Source organism: Burkholderia sp. Bp9015 (assembly GCF_003853505.1).
Taxonomy (GTDB): Bacteria; Pseudomonadota; Gammaproteobacteria; order Burkholderiales; family Burkholderiaceae; genus Burkholderia.
Genome location: NZ_QTPZ01000024.1, coordinates 10,031 through 30,341, shown reverse-complemented (window position 1 = coordinate 30,341; position 20,311 = coordinate 10,031). Strand labels below are relative to the sequence as shown.

Annotated in this window: 11 protein-coding genes; 1 reads left to right on the top strand and 10 read right to left on the bottom strand. The window is 61.3% G+C overall.

The features are described from left to right. Nucleotides 1-50 precede the first annotated feature (50 nt). Nucleotides 51-3,230, bottom strand: a complete 3,180-nt coding sequence (locus DIE12_RS23895) for a type VI secretion system Vgr family protein (RefSeq protein ID WP_124522226.1) — start codon at nucleotides 3,228-3,230, stop codon at nucleotides 51-53. Between the two features lie 360 nt (nucleotides 3,231-3,590). Between DIE12_RS23895 and DIE12_RS23890 the strand changes: the two genes are divergently transcribed. Further along, nucleotides 3,591-4,391 carry a cystine ABC transporter substrate-binding protein gene (locus DIE12_RS23890; protein ID WP_044845938.1) on the top strand — a complete coding sequence of 267 codons (801 nt, stop codon included), beginning with the start codon at nucleotides 3,591-3,593 and terminating at the stop codon, nucleotides 4,389-4,391. Between the two features lie 79 nt (nucleotides 4,392-4,470). On the opposite strand, the gene DIE12_RS23885 is transcribed toward DIE12_RS23890, so the two are convergent. The 9 genes from DIE12_RS23885 to DIE12_RS23845 form a co-directional block, all read right to left on the bottom strand. After that, the gene (locus DIE12_RS23885; RefSeq protein ID WP_044845939.1) at nucleotides 4,471-4,674 is read right to left on the bottom strand and encodes a hypothetical protein; all 204 of its coding nucleotides are present in this window, start codon (nucleotides 4,672-4,674) and stop codon (nucleotides 4,471-4,473) included. A 655-nt stretch (nucleotides 4,675-5,329) separates the two neighbouring features. Next, complete coding sequence (locus DIE12_RS23880; protein WP_124522291.1) at nucleotides 5,330-5,734, bottom strand: hypothetical protein; 405 nt, start codon at nucleotides 5,732-5,734, stop codon at nucleotides 5,330-5,332. 491 nt (nucleotides 5,735-6,225) lie between these two features. Then, a complete protein-coding gene (locus DIE12_RS23875) occupies nucleotides 6,226-7,668 on the bottom strand; it encodes a DUF746 domain-containing protein (protein ID WP_124522293.1) in 1,443 nt (480 codons plus the stop codon). Between the two features lie 68 nt (nucleotides 7,669-7,736). Beyond that, nucleotides 7,737-8,411 (bottom strand): DUF799 domain-containing protein, encoded by a 675-nt coding sequence (locus DIE12_RS23870; protein ID WP_124522295.1) that lies wholly within the window; start codon nucleotides 8,409-8,411, stop codon nucleotides 7,737-7,739. A 10-nt stretch (nucleotides 8,412-8,421) separates the two neighbouring features. Further along, nucleotides 8,422-8,790 carry a DUF4810 domain-containing protein gene (locus DIE12_RS23865; RefSeq protein WP_124522297.1) on the bottom strand — a complete coding sequence of 123 codons (369 nt, stop codon included), beginning with the start codon at nucleotides 8,788-8,790 and terminating at the stop codon, nucleotides 8,422-8,424. 45 nt (nucleotides 8,791-8,835) lie between these two features. Beyond that, on the bottom strand, nucleotides 8,836-9,513 hold the full coding sequence (locus DIE12_RS23860) for a CsgG/HfaB family protein (RefSeq protein ID WP_124522299.1): 678 nt from the start codon (nucleotides 9,511-9,513) through the stop codon (nucleotides 8,836-8,838). Nucleotides 9,514-9,585: 72 nt separating this feature from the next. Continuing rightward, complete coding sequence (locus tag DIE12_RS23855; protein ID WP_124522301.1) at nucleotides 9,586-10,002, bottom strand: hypothetical protein; 417 nt, start codon at nucleotides 10,000-10,002, stop codon at nucleotides 9,586-9,588. A 108-nt stretch (nucleotides 10,003-10,110) separates the two neighbouring features. Next, nucleotides 10,111-10,500 (bottom strand): hypothetical protein, encoded by a 390-nt coding sequence (locus DIE12_RS38180; RefSeq protein WP_185640998.1) that lies wholly within the window; start codon nucleotides 10,498-10,500, stop codon nucleotides 10,111-10,113. 287 nt (nucleotides 10,501-10,787) lie between these two features. Next, complete coding sequence (locus DIE12_RS23845; protein WP_124522303.1) at nucleotides 10,788-20,282, bottom strand: hemagglutinin repeat-containing protein; 9,495 nt, start codon at nucleotides 20,280-20,282, stop codon at nucleotides 10,788-10,790. Between the last annotated feature and the right edge of the window lie 29 nt (nucleotides 20,283-20,311).

The window sequence follows — 20,311 nt, the reverse complement described above, 5'->3', positions numbered from 1 at the left end:
GTCGTTGTTCGTTCAATTCGTTTTTTCAAGACGGCTGACGAGCCGCCCTCTCAGGATTTCAGCGGTCCGCCGAACCCGCTCGTCGGAAGCTTCATGCCGGTCGCACCGGCGGCTGACGCCACCGTCGTAGCGCCCTTTCCGGCGATCCCGGCGACACCGGGTAGCGCGCCCTGCAGCGCACCGGATGCCGCATTCGCAGCCGGCGCGGCCAGCGCCGCGAGCCCACCTTGGCGAGCTGCCTGCACCATCCCGGCCACCTGCTTCGCGGCACTGCCCAGGCTCGATGCCGTCTGTAGCGCGGAAACCGCGCCTGCCCCACCCAGCGCACTTGCCGCGGCCGGCAATGCGGAACTCGCCAGTCCGCCCAACGCAGCACCGGCTCCACCTCCGCTCGCAAGCCCCATCGCAGCCGTCGTCGCCGCAGGCGCCATCCCCTTCAACTGGCTCGCGAGTTGCTCCGTCGCCGCGGCTTGCGCCGCCTGCGGCGACGGCTCGACGGGCTCGACCGGCCACTGCGCCTGCTTGAAGTAATTTGCGGGTTGAGCCGACTCGCGCGGATCCTTCCCGAACTCGACACGCACCGCACCCGGCGGCAAACCGCTCACAGCCGTATAACCGCTGTTGTCGAGCGCCCCTTTCTTCAGCACGGCGCCGTTCACGTCTCTCACCGTGAACAGCCCGCCCTTCACTGCCTCGCCGTTCACGTACTTGTGAAACAGCTCCAACTGCCCCGGCTGGTCCGGCCGCGGGCTCGGCAGCGGATATCCCATGCTCGCCGGCCCCGCGAATGTATGCGACGCGCCCTTCACATCGACCGCACCCGGCGTATGAATCTCGATGTTGCCGTCCTTGATGCGGATGTACCCGCCGCCACTCGTCAGCAGAATCCCCTGGTCGGCCGCGATCTCGATCCGGTCAGTTGCGGACACAACCTTCACCGCCTTCTGCGCGGTCACCTCGACGTTGTCCGACTGCGCCTGGATCTCGACCTTGCCCTTGCCGGCGAACAGCTTCATCCCCGCGTTCTGAACGAACAGGCTCAGCTTCTGCCCGATGCTGCCGATCAGCGACTTGCCCGCGGCGACGTGCACGCTCTGTCCGCTCGCGACGTTCACGTGATCGTTCGCGACCACGTGCAGCGACTGCTGTGTCGACATCCCGATCCCCGACGGGCTGCCGAACAGCATCACCGGCTCCTTGAACGCATTCGCGCTGCCCGTGCCGCCGCCTGCCGTGCGTCCGCCTGACGCGTTGCCCGACGCGCTGTCCTGCGTCGCGTCGGTGAACGCGCGCATCGTGTCGTGGGCTTCCTTGAGGCTTTCCGCCTGATGCTGCTCGCTCACGCCCGACATCGCCTCGACCAGGCTTTCGCCCGTCACCAGTTGCTGCTGCGCTTCCTTCACGTCGAGCGGCTGGCTGTTCGGCGCCTTCGGGTGCGTGGTCACGTACAGGCCCTGACTCGCCCGCACCGCGCCATACGCATCCGAACGCAGATCGAACCCGCTGCCCAGATACGACCCGCGCGAATTGCCGTTCTGGTCGATCAGGTAGCCGAGATGCAGCAGGCTGTTCGCGCTGCTGCTCATCAGCTGCACGCGGTTCTGCCCGGTCGCGTCGTCCATCACGAGGTGGTTGTAGCCGCTGCCCGAATACTCTTTCGATCGATACCCGGACAGAATCCCGTCGCTATGCCACTGCGGCTGGTTCGCGCCGTTGTACACGCGCCCGACTGCCAAAGGCCGGTCGCAATCGCCACCCACGTAGTCGATCAGCACTTCCTCGCCGATGCGCGGCACGTGCACGCCACCGTAACCGCCGCCGGTATCCGACTGCACGACGCGCACCCAGCACGACGCGTTCTCGTTGCCCGGATTCAAACGATCCCATACGAACTGCACACGAATCCGGTTCAGCTCATCCGTATAGACTTCCTCGCCCTGCGGCCCGACGACGATGGCCGTCTCGAGATGCATCTTCGGCTTCTCGTGCTCGAACGGGCTGCGATACGGCACGCTCACGCGCTGCGCTTCGACCTCGACGAGATAGAAGCCGACCGAACCGTCGTCATGCGGCACGCGGAACGCGGCGTCGGCACCGTAGCCCTCCTGCGCTTGCGTCAACGCGTCGCGCAGGCTGTACGGAAAGTCCGCGCTGCTGCTCGCGACGGGCAGGTTGTTCTCGATCCACCATTCGACGCCGATCGCCGCGAACTCGCGCTGGTCGGCCGGATCGCGATCGTGTTCGGGATGATCCGCCAGCGTAAAACGACGGCCGGCATCGATCGCGCGCACGCCGCCCGCGCCGTGGAAGCGCTTCGCTTGCGACTCCCATTCCTCCATCCGCAGCTTCGTCAGATGGTCGCCGCGCGTCTGGTCCAGATACGTGTACGCACCGGTGTACTCGTAGACTTCGAGCTGGTCGGGCAATTCGCCCTGGCCGCCCATCGTCGGCAGCGTCGTGCCCTTCGGGTTCGACGGTTGCGACGGATTCTTGTAGTCGAACGTGCGCGTCGTCCGGGTCACGCTCTGCAGCGTGCGCGAGCCCGACCATTGCGTGAACGCGTCGGCTTCGCTCGCCGCGCCGCCCCGATAGAAGCGCACGGTCTCCGGCGACAGCGGCGCGAACGCCTGCAGGTTGTCGGTGATCACGAGCGTATGCGACTTGCCGTCGTCGGCCTGCTGCCATGTGCTGTAGAGGCCTTCGCTCTCCATCAGCCGATGCACGAAATGCCAGTCGGTGTCGTGCTGACGAGTGTATGAACGGCTCGGCAGCGGTTTCGACAGCGCGAAGCGGAAATGCCCCTGCGCCTGCGGATGCTGGTTCAGCACGTCGCTGATGATCTGGTCGACGGTCGTGTCGTTCCAGAGCCGCTGGTCTCGGCGAAACTTCAGGAAATGGATGAAATCGGCGAACGTGAGCTGATAGGTCGTGAGCCCGCCGTCGGCGCCGAGGCGGCGCGCGGTGTGCACGTACCCGTTGATCGGCCGGTAGCTGCGATCGCCTTGCTGGATCCACAACGTGACCGGCTGCGCGATCAGCTTTTTAAGCTCCAGATCGCTGTCGGTCGACAGCACATCGAGCGTGAATTCGTACGCGCGCCCGATGCGCGACCGGCCGACGGCCCGCTGCACGGTCAGCACGTTGGCGCCCAATGGCGTATCGAGCTTCAGCAGCCGGTCCTGCTGAAGCAACCCGCCGCGCAATGCGGCAACAGTGTTCTGCATGTTCATGGCAACGGCCTTTTCTTCTTTTGACGCGCCCTCGGATGGCGCGTGATGCGATTTTCGCTCGCGCGATTTTACAGACAAATTACTAGCCGACTCGGAAAATGACCTGATTTAAAAGAGTATTTTTAATCGTTGGTCCGAACGTCCACGGCAAACCTTTCTAACGCTCGTCCAGCGCTCACGTGCCACGTCGTCACACCGCGCTGCCACCCCGCCGCCCGCTGAAATCGATTGCAATCAGGGCCAATTCGACTTCCGGCGCCGCCCGGTTGCGAGTAGTGTCTACGTGCCCGTCATTCGGCCCGGCCCGGGCACGATCGATGCCCGGTGCGCCATCACCACACTAAACACTGGAGATCCACGATGAAACGTTCGAAGTTCCTGCTATCTGGCCTGCTGCTCGCGTCGGCCCTCGGTTTCACGGCCGTCGCCGCGCACGCCGAAGACCTGCTCGACTCGGTGAAGAAAGCCGGCGTGCTGCGCGTCGGCCTCGAAGGCACGTATCCGCCGTTCAACTCGCGCGGCACGTCGGGTCAGCTCGAGGGCTTCGACGTCGACGTCGCGAATGCGGTTGCCGGCAAGCTCGGCGTGAAGACGCAGTTCGTCCCGACCGAATGGAGCGGGATCATCGCGGGGCTGCAGGCCGGCAAGTTCGACGTGATCGTCAACCAGGTCACGATCACGCCGCAGCGCAAGGAGGCGCTCGACTTCAGCGAGCCGTACACGTACTCGGCCGCGCAGCTGATCCAGCGCAAGGACGACACGCGCAACTTCAAGTCGCTCGAGGACTTCAAGGGCAAGAAGCTCGGCGTGACGCTCGGCACCAACTACGACCAGATGGCGCGCAGCGTGCCGGGCATCGAGGTGCAGACGTATCCTGGCGCACCGGAAAAGCTGCGTGATCTCGCGGCAGGCCGGATCGAGGCGACGCTCGACGACCGCCTGATGCTGCCGTACATGATCAAGACGTCGAACCTGCCGCTGCGCTCGGGCGCGGTGCTGAACGGCGGCAAGCAGGAGATGGCGATCCCGTTCCGCAAGGGCAATCCGAAGTTCGAGAAGGCGATCAACGATGCGCTGGAGTCACTGCGCAAGGAAGGCACGTTGAAGAAGATCTCGATGCACTGGTTCGGCAGCGACGTGACGGTGCCGGTCGCGCAGTAAGCGGTTCGCCGCGCTCGCGTTGCGTCACGTCACTCGCTGCGGCGAAGGCGTGACGCCTCTTCTCTCCCGCTCTCTTCGCTCAGGCCGCTTCGTCGAAGCGCGCGAGCAGCATCTGGCCGATCGGCGTCAGCGCCGGGCGCGCAGCCACCTCATTCACGCGTACCTGCGTATCGTCGACGAGCCGCTTTTCGACGAGCACGGCGAACGCGGGGTTCGCCAGGTCGACGCTGTCCGGTGCGCGGGCTATGCGCAGCAGCATCGAGAATTCATGCGGACTCAACATGGTCCTTGTCTCCTGATCGTCCGCGATCCGGTTCGAACGGCGTCGATCGTGTTTTTGAATGGAATGACGCGAGGCATAGTCGATGCGCCGCCGGGAGCGAGATCCCGGTTGACCGTTGCGCGACGCAAGCACGGCGTCGCGTGCGGGTTACGCACGCCCGAATCGCGACGGTGGCGCCGCGGCGGAACGTGCAACGTTAGGGGCGCAGCATGACGCGGGCGTGACAGGGAAAGGGGGGCGCAACGATGTGCGATGCGCACTCGGATTGCCAGCGCAGCGCACGTCGTGCGGATCGGGGCGGGAGCGTAGGCATCTTCAGCCTCGAGGGCGATGCTTGTGACCGAGTTGGATGCCGTATGCCGAAGCCGGTTTGCCATGCGGTCGGCGTCGCGTGTTTCGCCTTGGATATCCAAAAAAACAAAGGGCCGGGAGAATCAATCTCCCGGCCCTTCGTTCAATATGGTGCGGCTGCAGGAATGGAACAAATCAACCAATCCCACGCCACACAAGGGCAGCCCAGACAAATCCTCAGCCCCATGCCCCCAAAAGTGCCCCCAGCAGATACTTACTGCGAATCCTTCAATCAACCGGACTCCATCGTGTATCGCGCAGGACAGCAGTGGACGCACGCCCTTAGTATGGCTCATGCTCGCGTCTACTGAGTATCACGTGTTGGAATCGGCGAGCGGCCACCACCCATCACAGAGCGTTGAAGTCGATCCCAAGCCGCCAGATAGCGATGCTTCGGAATCGCGGCCAGTTGTTCGTCATGCACGACCAACACGCGCTCCACGTCGGCCAACTCGTTCTCGTAAAGCGCCCACGCCTCGCCGCGTTCGGCACGCGCGATACAAGCGTCCAATACAGTCTCCGCTCGTCGATACAAATCCAGGTCTGAGCCGGAGGTCGTCTCGCTGCGCATGAAGAACGCCAGGTAGACGACTCGCAGCAGACAGGTGACTTGGTCACAATCCCCGTTCCCGGAACGAACCACGGCCAGTGCCATGTGATTCTCCAGTGACAACGATCGCACCTTCTCGATCGACAGCGGTAGCAACATCTCTTTCGTCAGAGGTACGCCCCGATGGCGCTTACCGACTCGCTTCACTACCAACTCCCCCCTGTCCCACGGCTGCCTTTGCTACGGGTTCAGCGTACCCAACGCGCATCGGATCAATCAAACGCTACTTATCTTCTTCCCCCGAGTAAGCAAACTCGTGCCAACGCCGTGCCTTCTTGGAAGTGGGTCCCAAGCGACCAGGCGGAAACCGCATGTTCATAAACTTCGCTCGACCTTGCTGGTCAACCTCAGGATTTCCACTGCTATTCTTCATCACGACATCCTGAACTCTACCCTCATCGTCTAGCAGCACCCGGAAAATCGCCTTTCGTGGCCCAGCGTCTGATACATGCGCCTTGTCGAGCAATCTATCTAGAAGCCCCATTGCACTCCTCTACCGATCTGATCTTCAAACAACAGCATTGAAATTTCTAGCGCTTGCTGTCGTGTACCAAGCCACGCCATCTGGGCGCCCCGCCCTGCTTTCCGGCCTATGAAGCTACCCCTCGGTCAGCAGACGACAGCCACGTTCGACTACAACGTGCGCAACTGCCACACCGGAATCTGTATTGGCGTTCTCCGTTCGCCGCCAACGGACGATTCGTCGGCCCCAACAGTCGGATCGGTCCAACATGCCCGCATTTCGCGCACGTTCGCACAATAGGTTCGCGACTAATGCACAGCCTGGCCCGTGCCTCCATACGACCAGTAGGATCGAGCATCAGCAACCATTGACGCAAGCCATATACCCAACGACGAACCACCTCAGAATCGACTCCGAGCTCAAGGGCAGCAGCCTTACCGGTCTCCCGCCATCCCAGCATCCGCGTGAGTTGCCGAGCATGCTTGCGCATATGAGGACCATTCAACGGCGTGTTCGATATTCGCGTGAAATAGGACAAGCACGCGCGACACCGAAAGCCGGGCAGTCCATTAGGCCGTCGCTGTGGATGATATTCCGTGTGTTCGCTGCCACACCACGGACATTGCGGTGACTCCGTACTCTGACTCAACGCCGTCTCGATCCGCTCCAGCAAAAACGCTGACAGCACCGCATCCTCGACTCGCTCGACGGGTCCGGGAGCCAGCCAGCGTTCCGGCAATTCGCGTTCGCTCCACAGTACGCGATCCCGCACCTTCGCTTCGAGCGCCGCATCACTGACGCTCGCCACACGTGCCACGACCGGCACGAGCATCTTTGGATGCACCTTGCGACGCACTCGAATTGCCGTGTCGATCGCGTCGTGCATCACTTCGCCTTCGACGCCTTCCCCCCCATCCTGCAACACATCCAGGAGCCGGCTACGCCCGCACTTCGGGCAACGGATACGCCGCCGCCGCTGAGGATCGAATCCGCCCGACAGGAACCCGCCCTCGAATCCGCACTTCGTACAACGTGCGCGCGGTGCAACTCGCACGCCAAGTCGAACACGAGCCTCCCATCGCCCTGACGGATCGAGTTCCAATAGGAAGCGCCGAAACGCCAACAACCACGACAGTACAGCCTTTTGTGTGCGACCCAGCCGTTCACCCGCCTGCATCATCGACATCTGCCGCGACAGCAGCGGAATCATTTCCGTGCCCTTTGCCAGATTCTGGAGACCTGAAAACGGCGTACCGGTCAAGCGATTGAAGCGCTTCTTGCACGTATGACAAAAATAGGTCGGCAGCTTGCTCTTGCCAGAAGGGCGTTCGGCCCGAATGCGTAGCCCGTCACAATGCGGGCATCGCGGTACGGGCGTCGGCGACCGATGAATCAGGTCGTACCACGCCCGCATCAGGTAATCCGTCAGATCCACGTCTTCGGTTTCGGCGTCATTGACGGGCTCTTTTGCCGTGATCGCACCAACCGTGGCATCGAAGCGCCGGACCGCATGGGTTTCACGGTTTTCCCTGAGGATGCCAGGACGAACAGGTTCATCAATTCTGGACATAGTTACGCTACCTTCAATCTGCTACAACGACTCCGTGTGCTGTTGCGCCCGCACCGAACAAAGCAAGGTCAATCTGTTCCGAACTTCGACGATCTCGGACCATACAGCAATCCCTTCGGAGGCCCGGCCGACAGCAAGCGGTTGCTCGTCAGCGCAGCAACGTCATGGCCTTCGTCAGAAAGCGAATGCGCGACCTGCTTGACTGCCGCCTGCACCAGCACACCAACAATCCCGAATGCGCCCACGTTGACGTTATTGCCGATCTCCTTGCCAGTCGCCCGACCTTCGCCCTGCCAAAGCACGTCGCCTGTCTTCAAATCTACGAGTTTCGCGGTCGCTGCAACTATTGTTGTACTGTCGATGATCTGATAAACCGAGCCATATTGCGTCACTTTGGAATACAAGACAGCATCCGCCCCAAAGATCTCGCGCAATTTCGTAGGCGACGTTCCTTGGATTTCGGCCGCATTCGTCAGGCCGTTCTGTTTGAAGGTCTCGTCCATCACTGCAACCGGCACGACGTAGTATCCGGCCTCGGCGAGCGGCTGTGTCATCTGCGACAGAATTCCGTAGGTCGCAGTGACATCGTTGGTCTCGTTCACTGGCGGCAGCACGAGAATCGAGCGCGGCTGGCTCTTCTTGAAAGCCGTATAGTCGGGGCGCGTGACCGACTGTGCGCACGCACTCAACAGCACGGCGATCGACAGCACGGACAGCAGCTTGAATGAAAGTGTTTTGAACATGGCGGGTACGTTACTGTTTGGCAGTTTTTTGTTGCGCGGGCTTCTTCATCAGGAAATCCATGTAGGCGGCTGATTCCGGGAACAAATCCTTTTCAGCCTGGAACTCCTGCGCGGCCTGCTGCCCGTTACCAACGCTGGCATATAGCATCCCGAGATGTGCGTGAAATCCCGGCGGCGGCTTGTTGCCCTTCGCGCGAATCTCCTGGAGTGCCTTCTCAAGTGCGTCAATCTGCTCTTGTGGCGACGTCTTGCCCTTGAAGTATTCATACACCTGCGGCTGATAACCGTTCCACTGATAAAGCGGCGGCGTGGTCGGCGCCGCGCAACCAGCAAGCAGCAAGGCGGTCGCAATCACCGACAGCCCAATACCCCGTTTCATAGTTCTTCCTTATTTTGACGTTTGAATCAATGAACTTCGCGGCGCTTACTGCGCCGTCTTGAGCGAGCCTGCGTCGACCTGTTCAACAAGGTGATTGACTGCTTCCTGAATCGCGAGGTCGAGCACCTTGCCGTTCAGCGTCGAGTCATAGCTCGCGGTACCGCCGAAGCCAATGATCTCGCGGTTCGACAGACTGTATTCGCCCGCACCCTGGCTCGATGCGATAACCTCCGACGTCGTCGTATCGACGATGTTGAGGTTGACCTTCGCATAGGCGACCTGCGTCTTGCCGTGGCCGAGGATGCCGAACAACTGCTGATCGCCGACGTCCTTGCGGCCGAACTCCGTCACGTCGCCCGTCACCACGTAGTTCGCGCCCTTCACAGCCTGCGCCTTCTTCATGAACCCGGCCTCCTGCTTGATCTCGTCGAGGTTCTCGCGATCAAGCACGTTGAAGCGCCGGCTCTGCTGAAGTCGCGTGACGAGGATCGTCTTTGCCTGGCCGCCGAGTCGGTCGATACCGTCGGAGAAGATGCCGCGCATATAGCTCGAACGGTTATCGAACTTGCCGACTGCAATCGCGACCGGCTTGCCGGCATATGGCTTCTGCGCGCTGCTGACGGGTGGCACGTCGAGCGTACGCGACGACTCGGTCGCGCAACCGCTCAACCCAAGAACAGCGGCAGCCGCCACTACCGAAGCAAAACATTTGGATCTTTGCATTTGACTCTCTCCCTTTTCAAGAACCTGCGAATGTGTTTTCAGTCGCGTGCGCATATGCCCAAACGAGTACCGTTACACCATTGACCGAGTAACTGCCTTCATTCGGCGGCCAGTGCCAACGTCCGCTTTCACTTTCCGACGAACGACCTTCGCCTTATAAGGCGGGGGCGAAGTTGCTTGTGATTTTCGAGGTAAGCTCGCTCGTCCGTCGCCGTGCGCAAAAGCAGCGATCGGATCTGACGAGCGTTGCCCCGGTACGCGACCTTGTTGATCGCGACGAGACAACGAAGCCACACTCGCCTTCTCTTGTGTTTTAGCTGGCGTCTTGCCCAGCGTGCGCTTCTGTTCCGCCTCCAGATTCTTCAGCTCGCCCGGACTCACCCAAGCCTCTCGATACTCGGCAAACGTCGACGTAGCCGACAGCACCAGTAAAATTCCAACTACAACCTTGTGCATTTTTGGTGCCATTATTTTTTGAACCAATAACATCGCCTGCTAGCAGCATATCCTTGCGCCCCCTCCCGTCACGGTCGCTTTCGTGATCCCGAATATGGTCGCGTGTCACCCCATTGAGCCGCACAGCAGACGCATCAACACCTACAAATAAAAAATGCATGCCGCCCAGAGTCGGCATGCGAAAGTACCTGGTCGGGGTAACCAGGCACGAGGAAAATATCTAGCTTTCTCGTTTATCTCCCGCCACCAGCAAATCTCACAAGGCACCCGACGCCACGGCTCAGAATCCTCGTCGACGTTCGCGTTGCCGGTCGGCCCGGCATCCTTGCTCGATCGGGCATCCTCGGCGAGCTTAGCCGACAGGCCGGCTCCCGCCGCGTCGCCAGCCGATCCGAGCCCGCCCGCCGTCAATCCCGCCGTCAGCGCACCGGCCACGATATGCAGCGCAACGCGATTGTCGCCACCTTCGGCCCAGTCCTTGGCCTCCCGCAAATACTGCGCCTTGAGCGCCGGATCGGTCGTATTATTCACATTTTTTTGCGCTTCCGCCTGCCTCTTGTCCGCATAAGTGCCGATCTGCTTCGCGATAGTTTCTTACAGCCCCCCAGCCCGCGAAAAAATTCGAGACAGTAAGCGCCAACACCAAAAAAAATAAATCAACAAAAATGGCCCACCGAAATATATCAACGTCTTATCTTCATTCAAATCAAATGCATGTCGAATCAGCTCCGACACCAGAAATGCCCAGAATACACCCGTCCCAAAAGAAATAAATGCAATTGCCAGGAATCGGAAAATTCCCTCGTAAGCGTTTTTAGTCATGGACGACTCGGCTTGGTTTCCTTCGATACATCATTGTAAACCGCAACACCTCTTGACCCAACCCCAAACAGCATCAATGGTTGATTTACCCCTGGCAATGGCATTTTTGTGAGCGGAAGCAATTTAACGTTGTTGTATGCAGGAACCGTAACACCAAACATCGACTGTGGGCGACCAAGCCCGTCGGCAAGTCCAACATTAAGTGTGCGAGGCGCAAAGAGACCACCGACGCTTACACCAAAATTCACGACGTCATACGCCGTCCCACCCCATTTAGGAGAAATGGAAGAGAAAGTCTCTCTCAAAGGGTTATATCCAGCGGCCCCACGACCCATATAAAAGTTGTACAACCCAGAAGCGCCCTCAGTAAAGTCGCTGGCTCCCATGGCAGTCATTGGCCCTCCAACGATACACGCCGGCCCACCAACGCCACATATACCGAGACCGGTAGTCGTCGCGATACCGCCCGTCACCACCTTAATGGCATCCTTTCCAGGGGCAATAAGATTCGCCTTAACATTATCAAAATATTGCTGACCATCCGTATACACGAACAGCCCTTTATCTTGCTGCCCCTTCACCCATCCTATTTCCGATTTCAGATTCTCCGCCTCAACAAGCGAAACGAAGTTTGCATTAAAGGCTGCACTGTTAGGCGGAAACTCCGCCCAACACTGATCTATAAAGCAGGCCGCACGGGTCAAACGCTTCTCAAGTGCCTTATCGCCATTCGCCTTGTCGTGGATGGCCTTCTTTTCGTCCGGATGCAATTGCCGATTGAAGCGATCCACGGTAGTTGAAGTCAGCGCTCCCGTCCCGCCGCCGACCAGCGCGCCAGCTCCGCCTGCCAGCAGATTCGACGCCACGTTACCCAGTAACTCGTCGGCGTTCGCGTTGCCGGTCGGCCCGGCATCCTTGATCGACTGCGCGATTTCATTCAGTTGCGGTGCGAGCTTCGCCGACACGCCCGCACCTGCCGCCCCACCAGCCGCACCCAAGCCACCACCGGTCAACCCGCCGGTCAGCGCCCCTCCAGCGATATGCAGCGCAACACGGTTGTCACCGCCCTCAGCCCAACTGTCGGCTTCCTGCTGATACTGTGCCTTGAGCGTCGGATCGGTCGCGTTATTCGCCTTCGTCTGTGCCTCGTCCCGCTTCCTATCGGCGTAGCTACCAATCTGCTTCGCGATCGTCTCCGACGCCGCTTGCGCCGCGTTGATGAGATCCGACTGGTTGCTCAGGACCTGCTGCAGATCCGGCGTCTTGCTGACCGTGCCGTTCAGATCGGTCGTATCCCGGTTCAGCGTCGCCACATCCTGCTTCTGGCTCGCCTTGTCCGTGATCGTGATGTTGCCGGCACTGATTGCACTCTTCGTGGTTGCGTTACTGCTGTCGCTCTCGCTCACGTAGAGCGGCTGGCCACCGCCCGTATTCTTGCCGCTCGTCTGGCCATGCGTGGCGTAGTTGTTGCCACCATCACCGACGCCGCCACCAGCACCGATCCCGAAGCTGCTCGCGTTGTAGCTCGAACTGTTCTGAACGTCCGAGAACGACAGCGTGCCCGTCGTGAGCTGGTTCTTGTCTGGCGTCGCCGTACTCGCGATGTACGCACCCTTCAGATCCGTATTGCCCTTAACCGTGACGACGAATCCACCGCTTCCAGCCTGGATGCCCGATTGCTCGTTCACGCCCGCGTAGTTGCCGCTCGCATGACCGTTCTGCGCGCTGAAACTCGCGCTGCCGCCGCCCTGGCTGACGCTGAACCCACCGCCCGAACTGCTTTGGTGGGCCTCGCTATGGCTCGTATCCTGCACCGACGCGAGATTCAGATTGCCGCCAACATCCGCGATCACCTTGTTCGCATTGACGTTCGCGCCGATGATATTGGTGTCGCCGCCGCTGATGATCGTTGCCGTGTTACTCGCGTTGACGTGCGTGTTGTTCTGCGTCGCCGCATCCGAGTTTGCATCGCCGTGTGCGCGCGACATTGACGCCGATACGCCGAACCCGCCCGTGCCATACGACACGCCCACGCTCGCGCTCTTCGACTCGTTCGTGCTGCGCGTGCTATCCGTGTCCGTGCTGTTGACCAGATTGACCTTGTTCGTCGCCTGCAGCAGCACATCCTTCGCGGTCACGTCCGATCCCTGGATCGTCACGTTGCCCTGTCCGGCGCTCTTGTCACCCGTCGCGACGAACGCAGCCGTACCGCCGGCCTTCACGCTGCTGCCGTTGTTCTGCGTGCTGTTCTCGGTGAACGTCGACTTGCTGGACGACGAGCCGAAACTCAATTCGACCTTCGCCTCGACCTTGCCCTTGGGATCATTCAGCGCATTCGTCATGCTGCCCGTTGCACCGACCAGATCGACCATGCCGCCCGCCGCCGCAATCGCGTGCAGCGCTGCCGCCCTGCCATCCTGACTGCCGCCCGCGCCCTGCGCCTGCTGATTCACGTTCTGGATCGCATCGATCACCGGCGACTTCACGGCCAGCGTGAAACCCGAACTTTTTACCTCATGGGTTTCTTCGTGATGACGATCCGTCTGCGACGCATCGATCGTCACTTCCTTCGCGATGCCGGTCACATCCTTGCCGGCAACGATGTCGGAACCTGTCACATGGAGCTTGTTGCCAGCCACCATCGACACGCTACCGTCCGTGCTGCCGATCAGGCTGCCCTGCGACCCCTTCACCGTATCGCGGCTGGTATCGATCGTCTGGTTTGTGCCATACGAGATTCCGGCGCCCGCGCTGCCGAGGCCGGACTTCTTCACGTCCTTGTAGTGATATTCGCTCGAGGCTGTGTCCGCTGTCGTGACTGTCAGATCGTGGCCAGCAGAAAGGCTCACGTCGTTGGTCCCTGCGATCGTCGCGGCCTTCGCCGTCAGGTCGTTGCCGGCCTGCACCGCAACCGTGCTGCCCGACAACGTCGTGCCGACCGCATTGGTGTAGCTGCTCGAATCGATCGTGTGTGTCGATTTCGACGACAGGAAGCCGTTTTCTTTGTGATAGTGCTCGTCGTTCGCGCTCGCGCTCTGTTCACCGGCCTTCAGGTTAACGTCATGGCCGGCGCTGACGCCAATTGCGCCCTGCGCGTTGGCGTACGCAGCCGTTGCATTCACGTCATGGCCGGCCACAATCGCCAGGTTGCCGCCCGTCGCGATCTGCGTGCCCGTATCGCTCGACGCCGAGTGTTCCGCGTGGTTGCGGTCGTCCCACTTGACCGCGTCCTGGCTGCTCTGACGAACCGCGTTCAGATTGACGTCGTTGTTCGCGGCCAGCACTACATCGCCGGTCGTCGCAATAACGGCCGCATTGGCGTTCACGTCCCGACCGGCAACGGCTTGAAGCGTACCCGCATTGACCGTCGATACACGATCGATGCCGGTCGCACTGCCATTCGCAGCCTTCGCCGAACTGGTCGTGCTTGTCAGGTTGAGGTCGCGGCCGGCTGACAGCGCTACGGTATTGCCTTGAATCAACCCGCCAAGATTATTGAGGTCCTGGTTCGCACTCGCGAGCACAGTTCCACCCGAAACCGTACCGCGATTCTCGATCGAATCTGCATGGATGATCGTCACGTTGCGGCTGGCGATCGTGCCCGAGTTCTTGTACGTGCCGTTGGCATCGACCGTAACGTTCTTGCCGGAGATGATCGTGCCTTCACCAGTCACGTCCGCCGCGTTCGCGTGCAGATACACCTGCGGCACAAGCACCATCTCTTGGCTGCCATTCGGCAATGTCACCGTCTGATTCACGAGCCAGACTATGTCGCTTGTCAGCGCGGCCATTTGCGCATCGGTCAGTGCCGTGCCAACGTTCAGCCCGAACTGCTGCGACGCCTTCACGCCACTCGCCATCAGCGCTTCGTATTCGCTCTGGTTGTTCGTATAGTCGCCGACGAACCGCTGGCCGGTCGTCTGAATGATCTGTTGCTGAATCAGTTGCTGCTCGTAGAAGCCGTCGCCGATGCGCTTGAGAACCGTATTGGGGTCGACCTTGAGCGCATCCAGCATCGTGTCGCTCGACAACCACTTCCGATAATCGGTAAAGCGCGGGTCCGTCTCGATCAGGAAGTGCCTGCCCGGGTCGCTCGTGACCTGATACAGCGCGTTGTTGGGCAAACGCGTGTTCGGCGTCGCCGTGCGCACGACGACATCACCCACATTGGCCTTCACGGCCGATACGTCCCCCACACCGACACCCGACACGCCCGCGCCGATCAGCACTTGCCCGGCAACATCCTTGCCCGCCACCGGTGTCACGCCCGTACCGCTTGCGCCCTGCGCAGCGGACGTCGCCGCGGCCACGCTCTTGATCGGATTGGACGGTTTGCTCGGATCGGTCAGCACTACCGGCAGATCGATCGTTTGTGACGGAATGGCCGGCGAGTAGTTCGTCGTCGAGGTCGCGCGTTCGTCGCCATGGAAGGCGCCGGCGGACTGGACCCAGGTATAGATCGCCTTGCCCGAGCCGGTGAACGTTTCAGTACCGATCGCACCGATGTTCTGCACGTTCATCGGATTGTTGCCGTCGCCGGCCACGATCTGGCTCTTGTCGTTGACGCCGGAGGGCGTGTTGATCGTGATATGTCGGCCAGCGGTGATCGTGCCGGGTTGCGAAGCCGTTACCACGTCCTTGGTCGATTTCACATCGACCGTGTAGACGGTATAGGTCTGCACAAGGCGGTTCGACACGTCCGCGTTATAGCCGACCAGCGCCTGGTTCAGGTTCTGATAGGCCGCAACGGTCGCCTTGTACCACTGTTGGAACGGCGCACAAGCCGCACTGGTCGAGTCCAGGCATGATGGGCTCTGCGGCCCGAAGACTGGCGGCTTCTGACCAGTCACATCGGCTTCCGTGGGCGGCTTGATGGCGAACCAATCGCTGCCGACGCCGCGTCTGCCGTTAACCAGTCCAGCACCCGCAGTCATGGCGAATGGCCCCGACGTCATCCACGCCGGATTCGCGTCCGGCGGCGGCGCTACGCCGATCGTTGCCCAAATGTCAGCCGGGACGGTCCGATACGCACCGCTTTGTGCGGCTGCGCCGTCCGCACCAAAGTTGCTTGCGGGATACGCGGTGTTATCGATCTTGCCCGCGACCCCGTTCATCGTGTACTTCGCGTACTCGGCGAACGGATATTTGGTTGACGGCAGCAGAATGAACTTCTGGTCGTCGTCCAGCGCCCACTGGTAGTCCGTGCCTGGATGAATTTCCTGACTGTTCTTCTGGTACAGGTAAACGGTCGACGGATCGATTTTTTCAGTCGAACCCGGTACTTGGTACCACAACTGATTGCCGCTGTCGGTCGTGACGGTCGAGGTCTGGAAGTTCGAATTCAGGTTCTCGAACCGGTTCGCGCCGATCGTAATGTCACGGCCGGCATCGATCTGCGCGCCGTTGTTCGTCACGAGCTGGGCGCTGCCGGTTGCCAGATGATTCGCGTCCAGCGCGCCGCCGACTCGAATGTCGTTGCTCGCATAGATCAGTGCATTGTTCTGGTTCTTGAGTGTCTGCGCGCCAATGTCGAGGTCGCCGCGCGATGCGATCACGCCACCTACGCCTTGGGCATTCCGGTCGTTGACAACCGCGTTCGCACCCACCGCGACGGTATCGCCGTAGATCCGGCCACCGGCATTCGTGATGGTGTCCCCGGCTGTCACCGTCGTGGTACCACCATCGATCAGTCCTTCGTTCGTAATCGACTGGTTCGCATGAATGTTGGTGGCAGTGCCTCCGAAAATCTCGCCGGTCGCACGGTTCTGGATCGCATTGGCGTTCACATTGGCGACATTACCGGCCGACAGTGTGCCGCTGTTGTCGAGCGCGCCGCCGACCGTGGTCGTCAGATCATGACCAGCGACGATCTGCCCACTGTTGGTCAGATTGCCTTGCGTCGTTACGTTGACGTCGCCCGCCGATTGGAGCTTGCCGTCATTGTTGAGCGTCCCGGTCGAGACCGTCAGTCGCTGGCCGCCGTTGATGTCGCCCTGGCTGTTGATCAGCGTATTCGATGCCATCAACGTTGCCGTGCCTTTCGACTGGATGCTCCCCGACGTGTTGTCGATCGTCGGTGCTGTGAGCTTCGCATCCTTGTCCGCGCGAATCGAGCCGGACGTATTGTCGATCGCCTGGTTGGCGTTCAGCGTAACGCTTGCGCCCTCCATCCCTGCCGTCAGCCCCGGCACACCTGCCGTCGTTGGCAGCGTCGAATTGGCGGTCTGCGCGTTGCGAATCGTATCGCCCGTCACCAACAGCGCGCCGCTCGCGTGCATCGCCCCGCGCGTGTTGTCGACCGTCGTACCGGACACCGTTACGTCCCGGTTGCCGCCAATCTGGCCTGCCACGTTCGACACCGTACCGGCGCTTCGTACTGTCAATGCACCGTCCGCCACGAGCGAACCCGCGTCGTTGGTCACGGATGCGGCATTGACGGTCGCCGCACCGCTCGACGAGATGGCACCACCTGCGTTGTTCAGCGCTCCGGTTGCCAGCGTGACGCCATTGCCGAGAACCTGACCACCCGTGGACTGCCCTGCCAGTACGCCGTTGTCGAACGTCTGGCCGTGCGTATCGATGTCAACCGCTCCCGTTGCCTGCACCAAGCCCGACCGGTTATCGAATGCTCCCGACCGACTCGTCAGTGATTGGCTTGCCGCCACTTTACCGAGCGTGTTGTCGATCGCCCCCTGTCCGGACGCGAGCGTGACGTTCGCCCCCGTGATCGTGCCGCCCGAGTTCAGCAGTCCAGCATTGGACAGGGTCGTGTCGCCTGATGCCAGCAGCTTGCCGCCAGCGTTGTCCGTCGTGCCAGATGTCGTCACCGCCAACGCGCCGGAAACCGAACCGATGGTGCCACCGTGGTTCGACACGGTCTGCGCCGTCACGGTCGTGTCGTGTGTCGCCGCGATCGTGCCGCCTGCATTCGTCAATGCGCCTGCTACAGTGAGCTTCGCCGCATCCGCCGACACCGTGCCTTGCGAATTGTCGAACGTACCGGCCTGCGTATTCAGCGCGCCAGCTGCGGTAATCTTGCCCTGGGTATTGTCGAGTGCCTGAGAGACGGTCAGCGCCATGTCGCCGGTGGACGTACCGATCTGGCCTGCACGGTTGCTCAGCGTGCCAGCGGTTGCGGACAACCCGGTCGCCCCCACCAGCTTGCCGCTATCGTTCGACAGCGTGCGCGTGGCAGTCAGCGACAATGCATCCGACGTTGATCCGACCTGGCCGCCCGCATTGGCGAGATCCCCCGTCTGGATTTGCGCACCGCGCACGGCCGTCATACTGCCGTTCGAGTTGTCGATCGTATCGCTTGCAACGACGAGCGCATTGGCCGAACTCACCGTACCGCCAGTGTTCGTCAGGGACTGCGTCGCACGCAGCGTCGTGTCGCCGGTGGCCGATCCGATCGTACCCGCCGCGTTGCCAATGCTGTTTGCCGTCACCGACAGGCCATTGCCGCCGACCATGGAGCCCGACTGATTCGAAACGTCGCCCGTCGCCGTCACGGTCAGTGCGTCAGTGGTGCCGATCTTGCCGCCCGCATTCACGACATCGGTCGCGGTGATCTGTGCGGCGTGTGCGCTGATCGATCCGGCCGAGTTGTCGAGACGGGCCGTGTGGATGGTCAGGTCGTTACCAGACGCAAGCTTGCCGTTTGCGTTGTTCAGCGATTGCGTGACGTCGAGCGAGGTATTGCCTGATACGGAACCGATCTGTCCCTGTGCATTGGAAACCGTATTCGCCGTCAGCGTTAGACCATTGCCGCCTGCAATCTTCCCGTTATCGTTCGCGACGTTCCCGGTCGCCGTCAGTGCGAACGCGCCCGTCGACGTGCCGATCTCACCGGCCACGTTCGTCAGGTCGGTTGCAGCGATCTGCGCCGTGCGCGCCGTGATGTGCCCTTCGGTATTGTCGAGCGCACCGGACGAGTTCAGCGACAGCGCATCGGCCGCCAACGTGCCGGACCGGTTCGATACCGATTGCGCGGCCACATTCGCCAGGTTCTGCGAACTGATGACGCCCGAGTCGTTGACCAGTTGCCCCGCATTCAGCGTCACGTTCTGACCGCTCATCGTGCCGGCGACGTTCGACAGCGCGCCGTTCGTCGTGACATTGATTGCGCTGGCCGCATTCACGGTCCCGTGGTCGAGCGTGACGTCGTTTGCGAACAGATTGACGTTATCGCCCGCTGCGAACGTGCCGCTGCTCATCAGATTCGCAGCGCGTGCCGTGACGGAGCCACCGCCGACGAGATTACCTGCGGAATCTGCCCCCGCGTATGCCTGCCCGCTGTTGTCGAGCGAGGTTGCCGCAATGAGGTTCGTGTTGCCGCCCGACGAAATCGTTCCGGCGTTCGACAATGCCTGCGACGCGTTCAGATCGGTGGTCTGCGTACTGACAATCGTGCCTTGCTGGGCGACGTTGGCGCCATCGATCCGGGTGTTCGCGGCCGATTGCAGACGCGCGGTCGGCGCAATCGTCACATCGCCGTTGTTCGAGACTTGAATATCACCGGTCAGTGACGTGACGGAACCCGCTTCTCGCACGCCCACCCCAGCCTCGGTCCCGATCATCCGGACACTATTGGCAAACATGCTACCCAACGCTTGCACGTCGATCGCGACGCCCGGCGCTGCGCCGGTACCGGTCTGTGCCTGCGCAGTGCTGCTCGCATAGTCGACCCGGTTCGCTCCCGCCACTGCGTTGATCGAATCCGCCCACACCTGACCGTTGATCGTCATCGCGCGCGCGATCAGGTCGATCGCACTGCCATGCGCATCGAGCCCTGCACCGGCGATGCCGATCTGCCCCTGCGTCACGTTGAAACCTGCCAACGTGCCGTCCGGATTGAACGTCGGCACGCCGGTCGTCAGCGTGACACGCGGCACATTCAGAAAACCGCAACCCGCACAGGTGATGCCTGCCGGGTTCGCGATCACGAGATTCGCGCGATTGCCTGCGATCTCGGTCGGTCCGAGCAGTTGACTGGGATTGCCCGACGTGACCTGGTTGACGATCACACGCGCCGAGCTGTTACCCAAGAACGGGTTACCTTGCACCCAGCCGGCGAGCTGCGTCTGTGAATTCTGGCCGCTGTTGACCAGCACCGCGCCCTTCGTCCCGACGTTGTACTGCGTGAAGTTGTTCAGCGAGACGCCGTTTTTCGGCGCGGTGATATTGACGAGCGGCACGCCTGATGCCGACACGCCCACGATCGGATGGGTCGGACCGCTACGATCAGGCGTGATCGGCAGCGTGGCCTGCGCTTCCGCAACGAGCGGCTGCATGCCGAATGTACAGAGCGCAGCAAAGACAGTCGCACGGGCCGCAAACCAGATCGAGATTCCGGAATCCTCGGCTGCCGGACGAACGGCACGCCGTGCACGAGAGCGCTCACCGCCCCCATGCGCCGACGCGTTTTCGTCAACTGCCACCAGCATGCCGCGCACGGCACTGAACACCAAGCGAAAGATTCCGGAATTCATGATCGTTCTATTCTTGAATGCATGTCAGG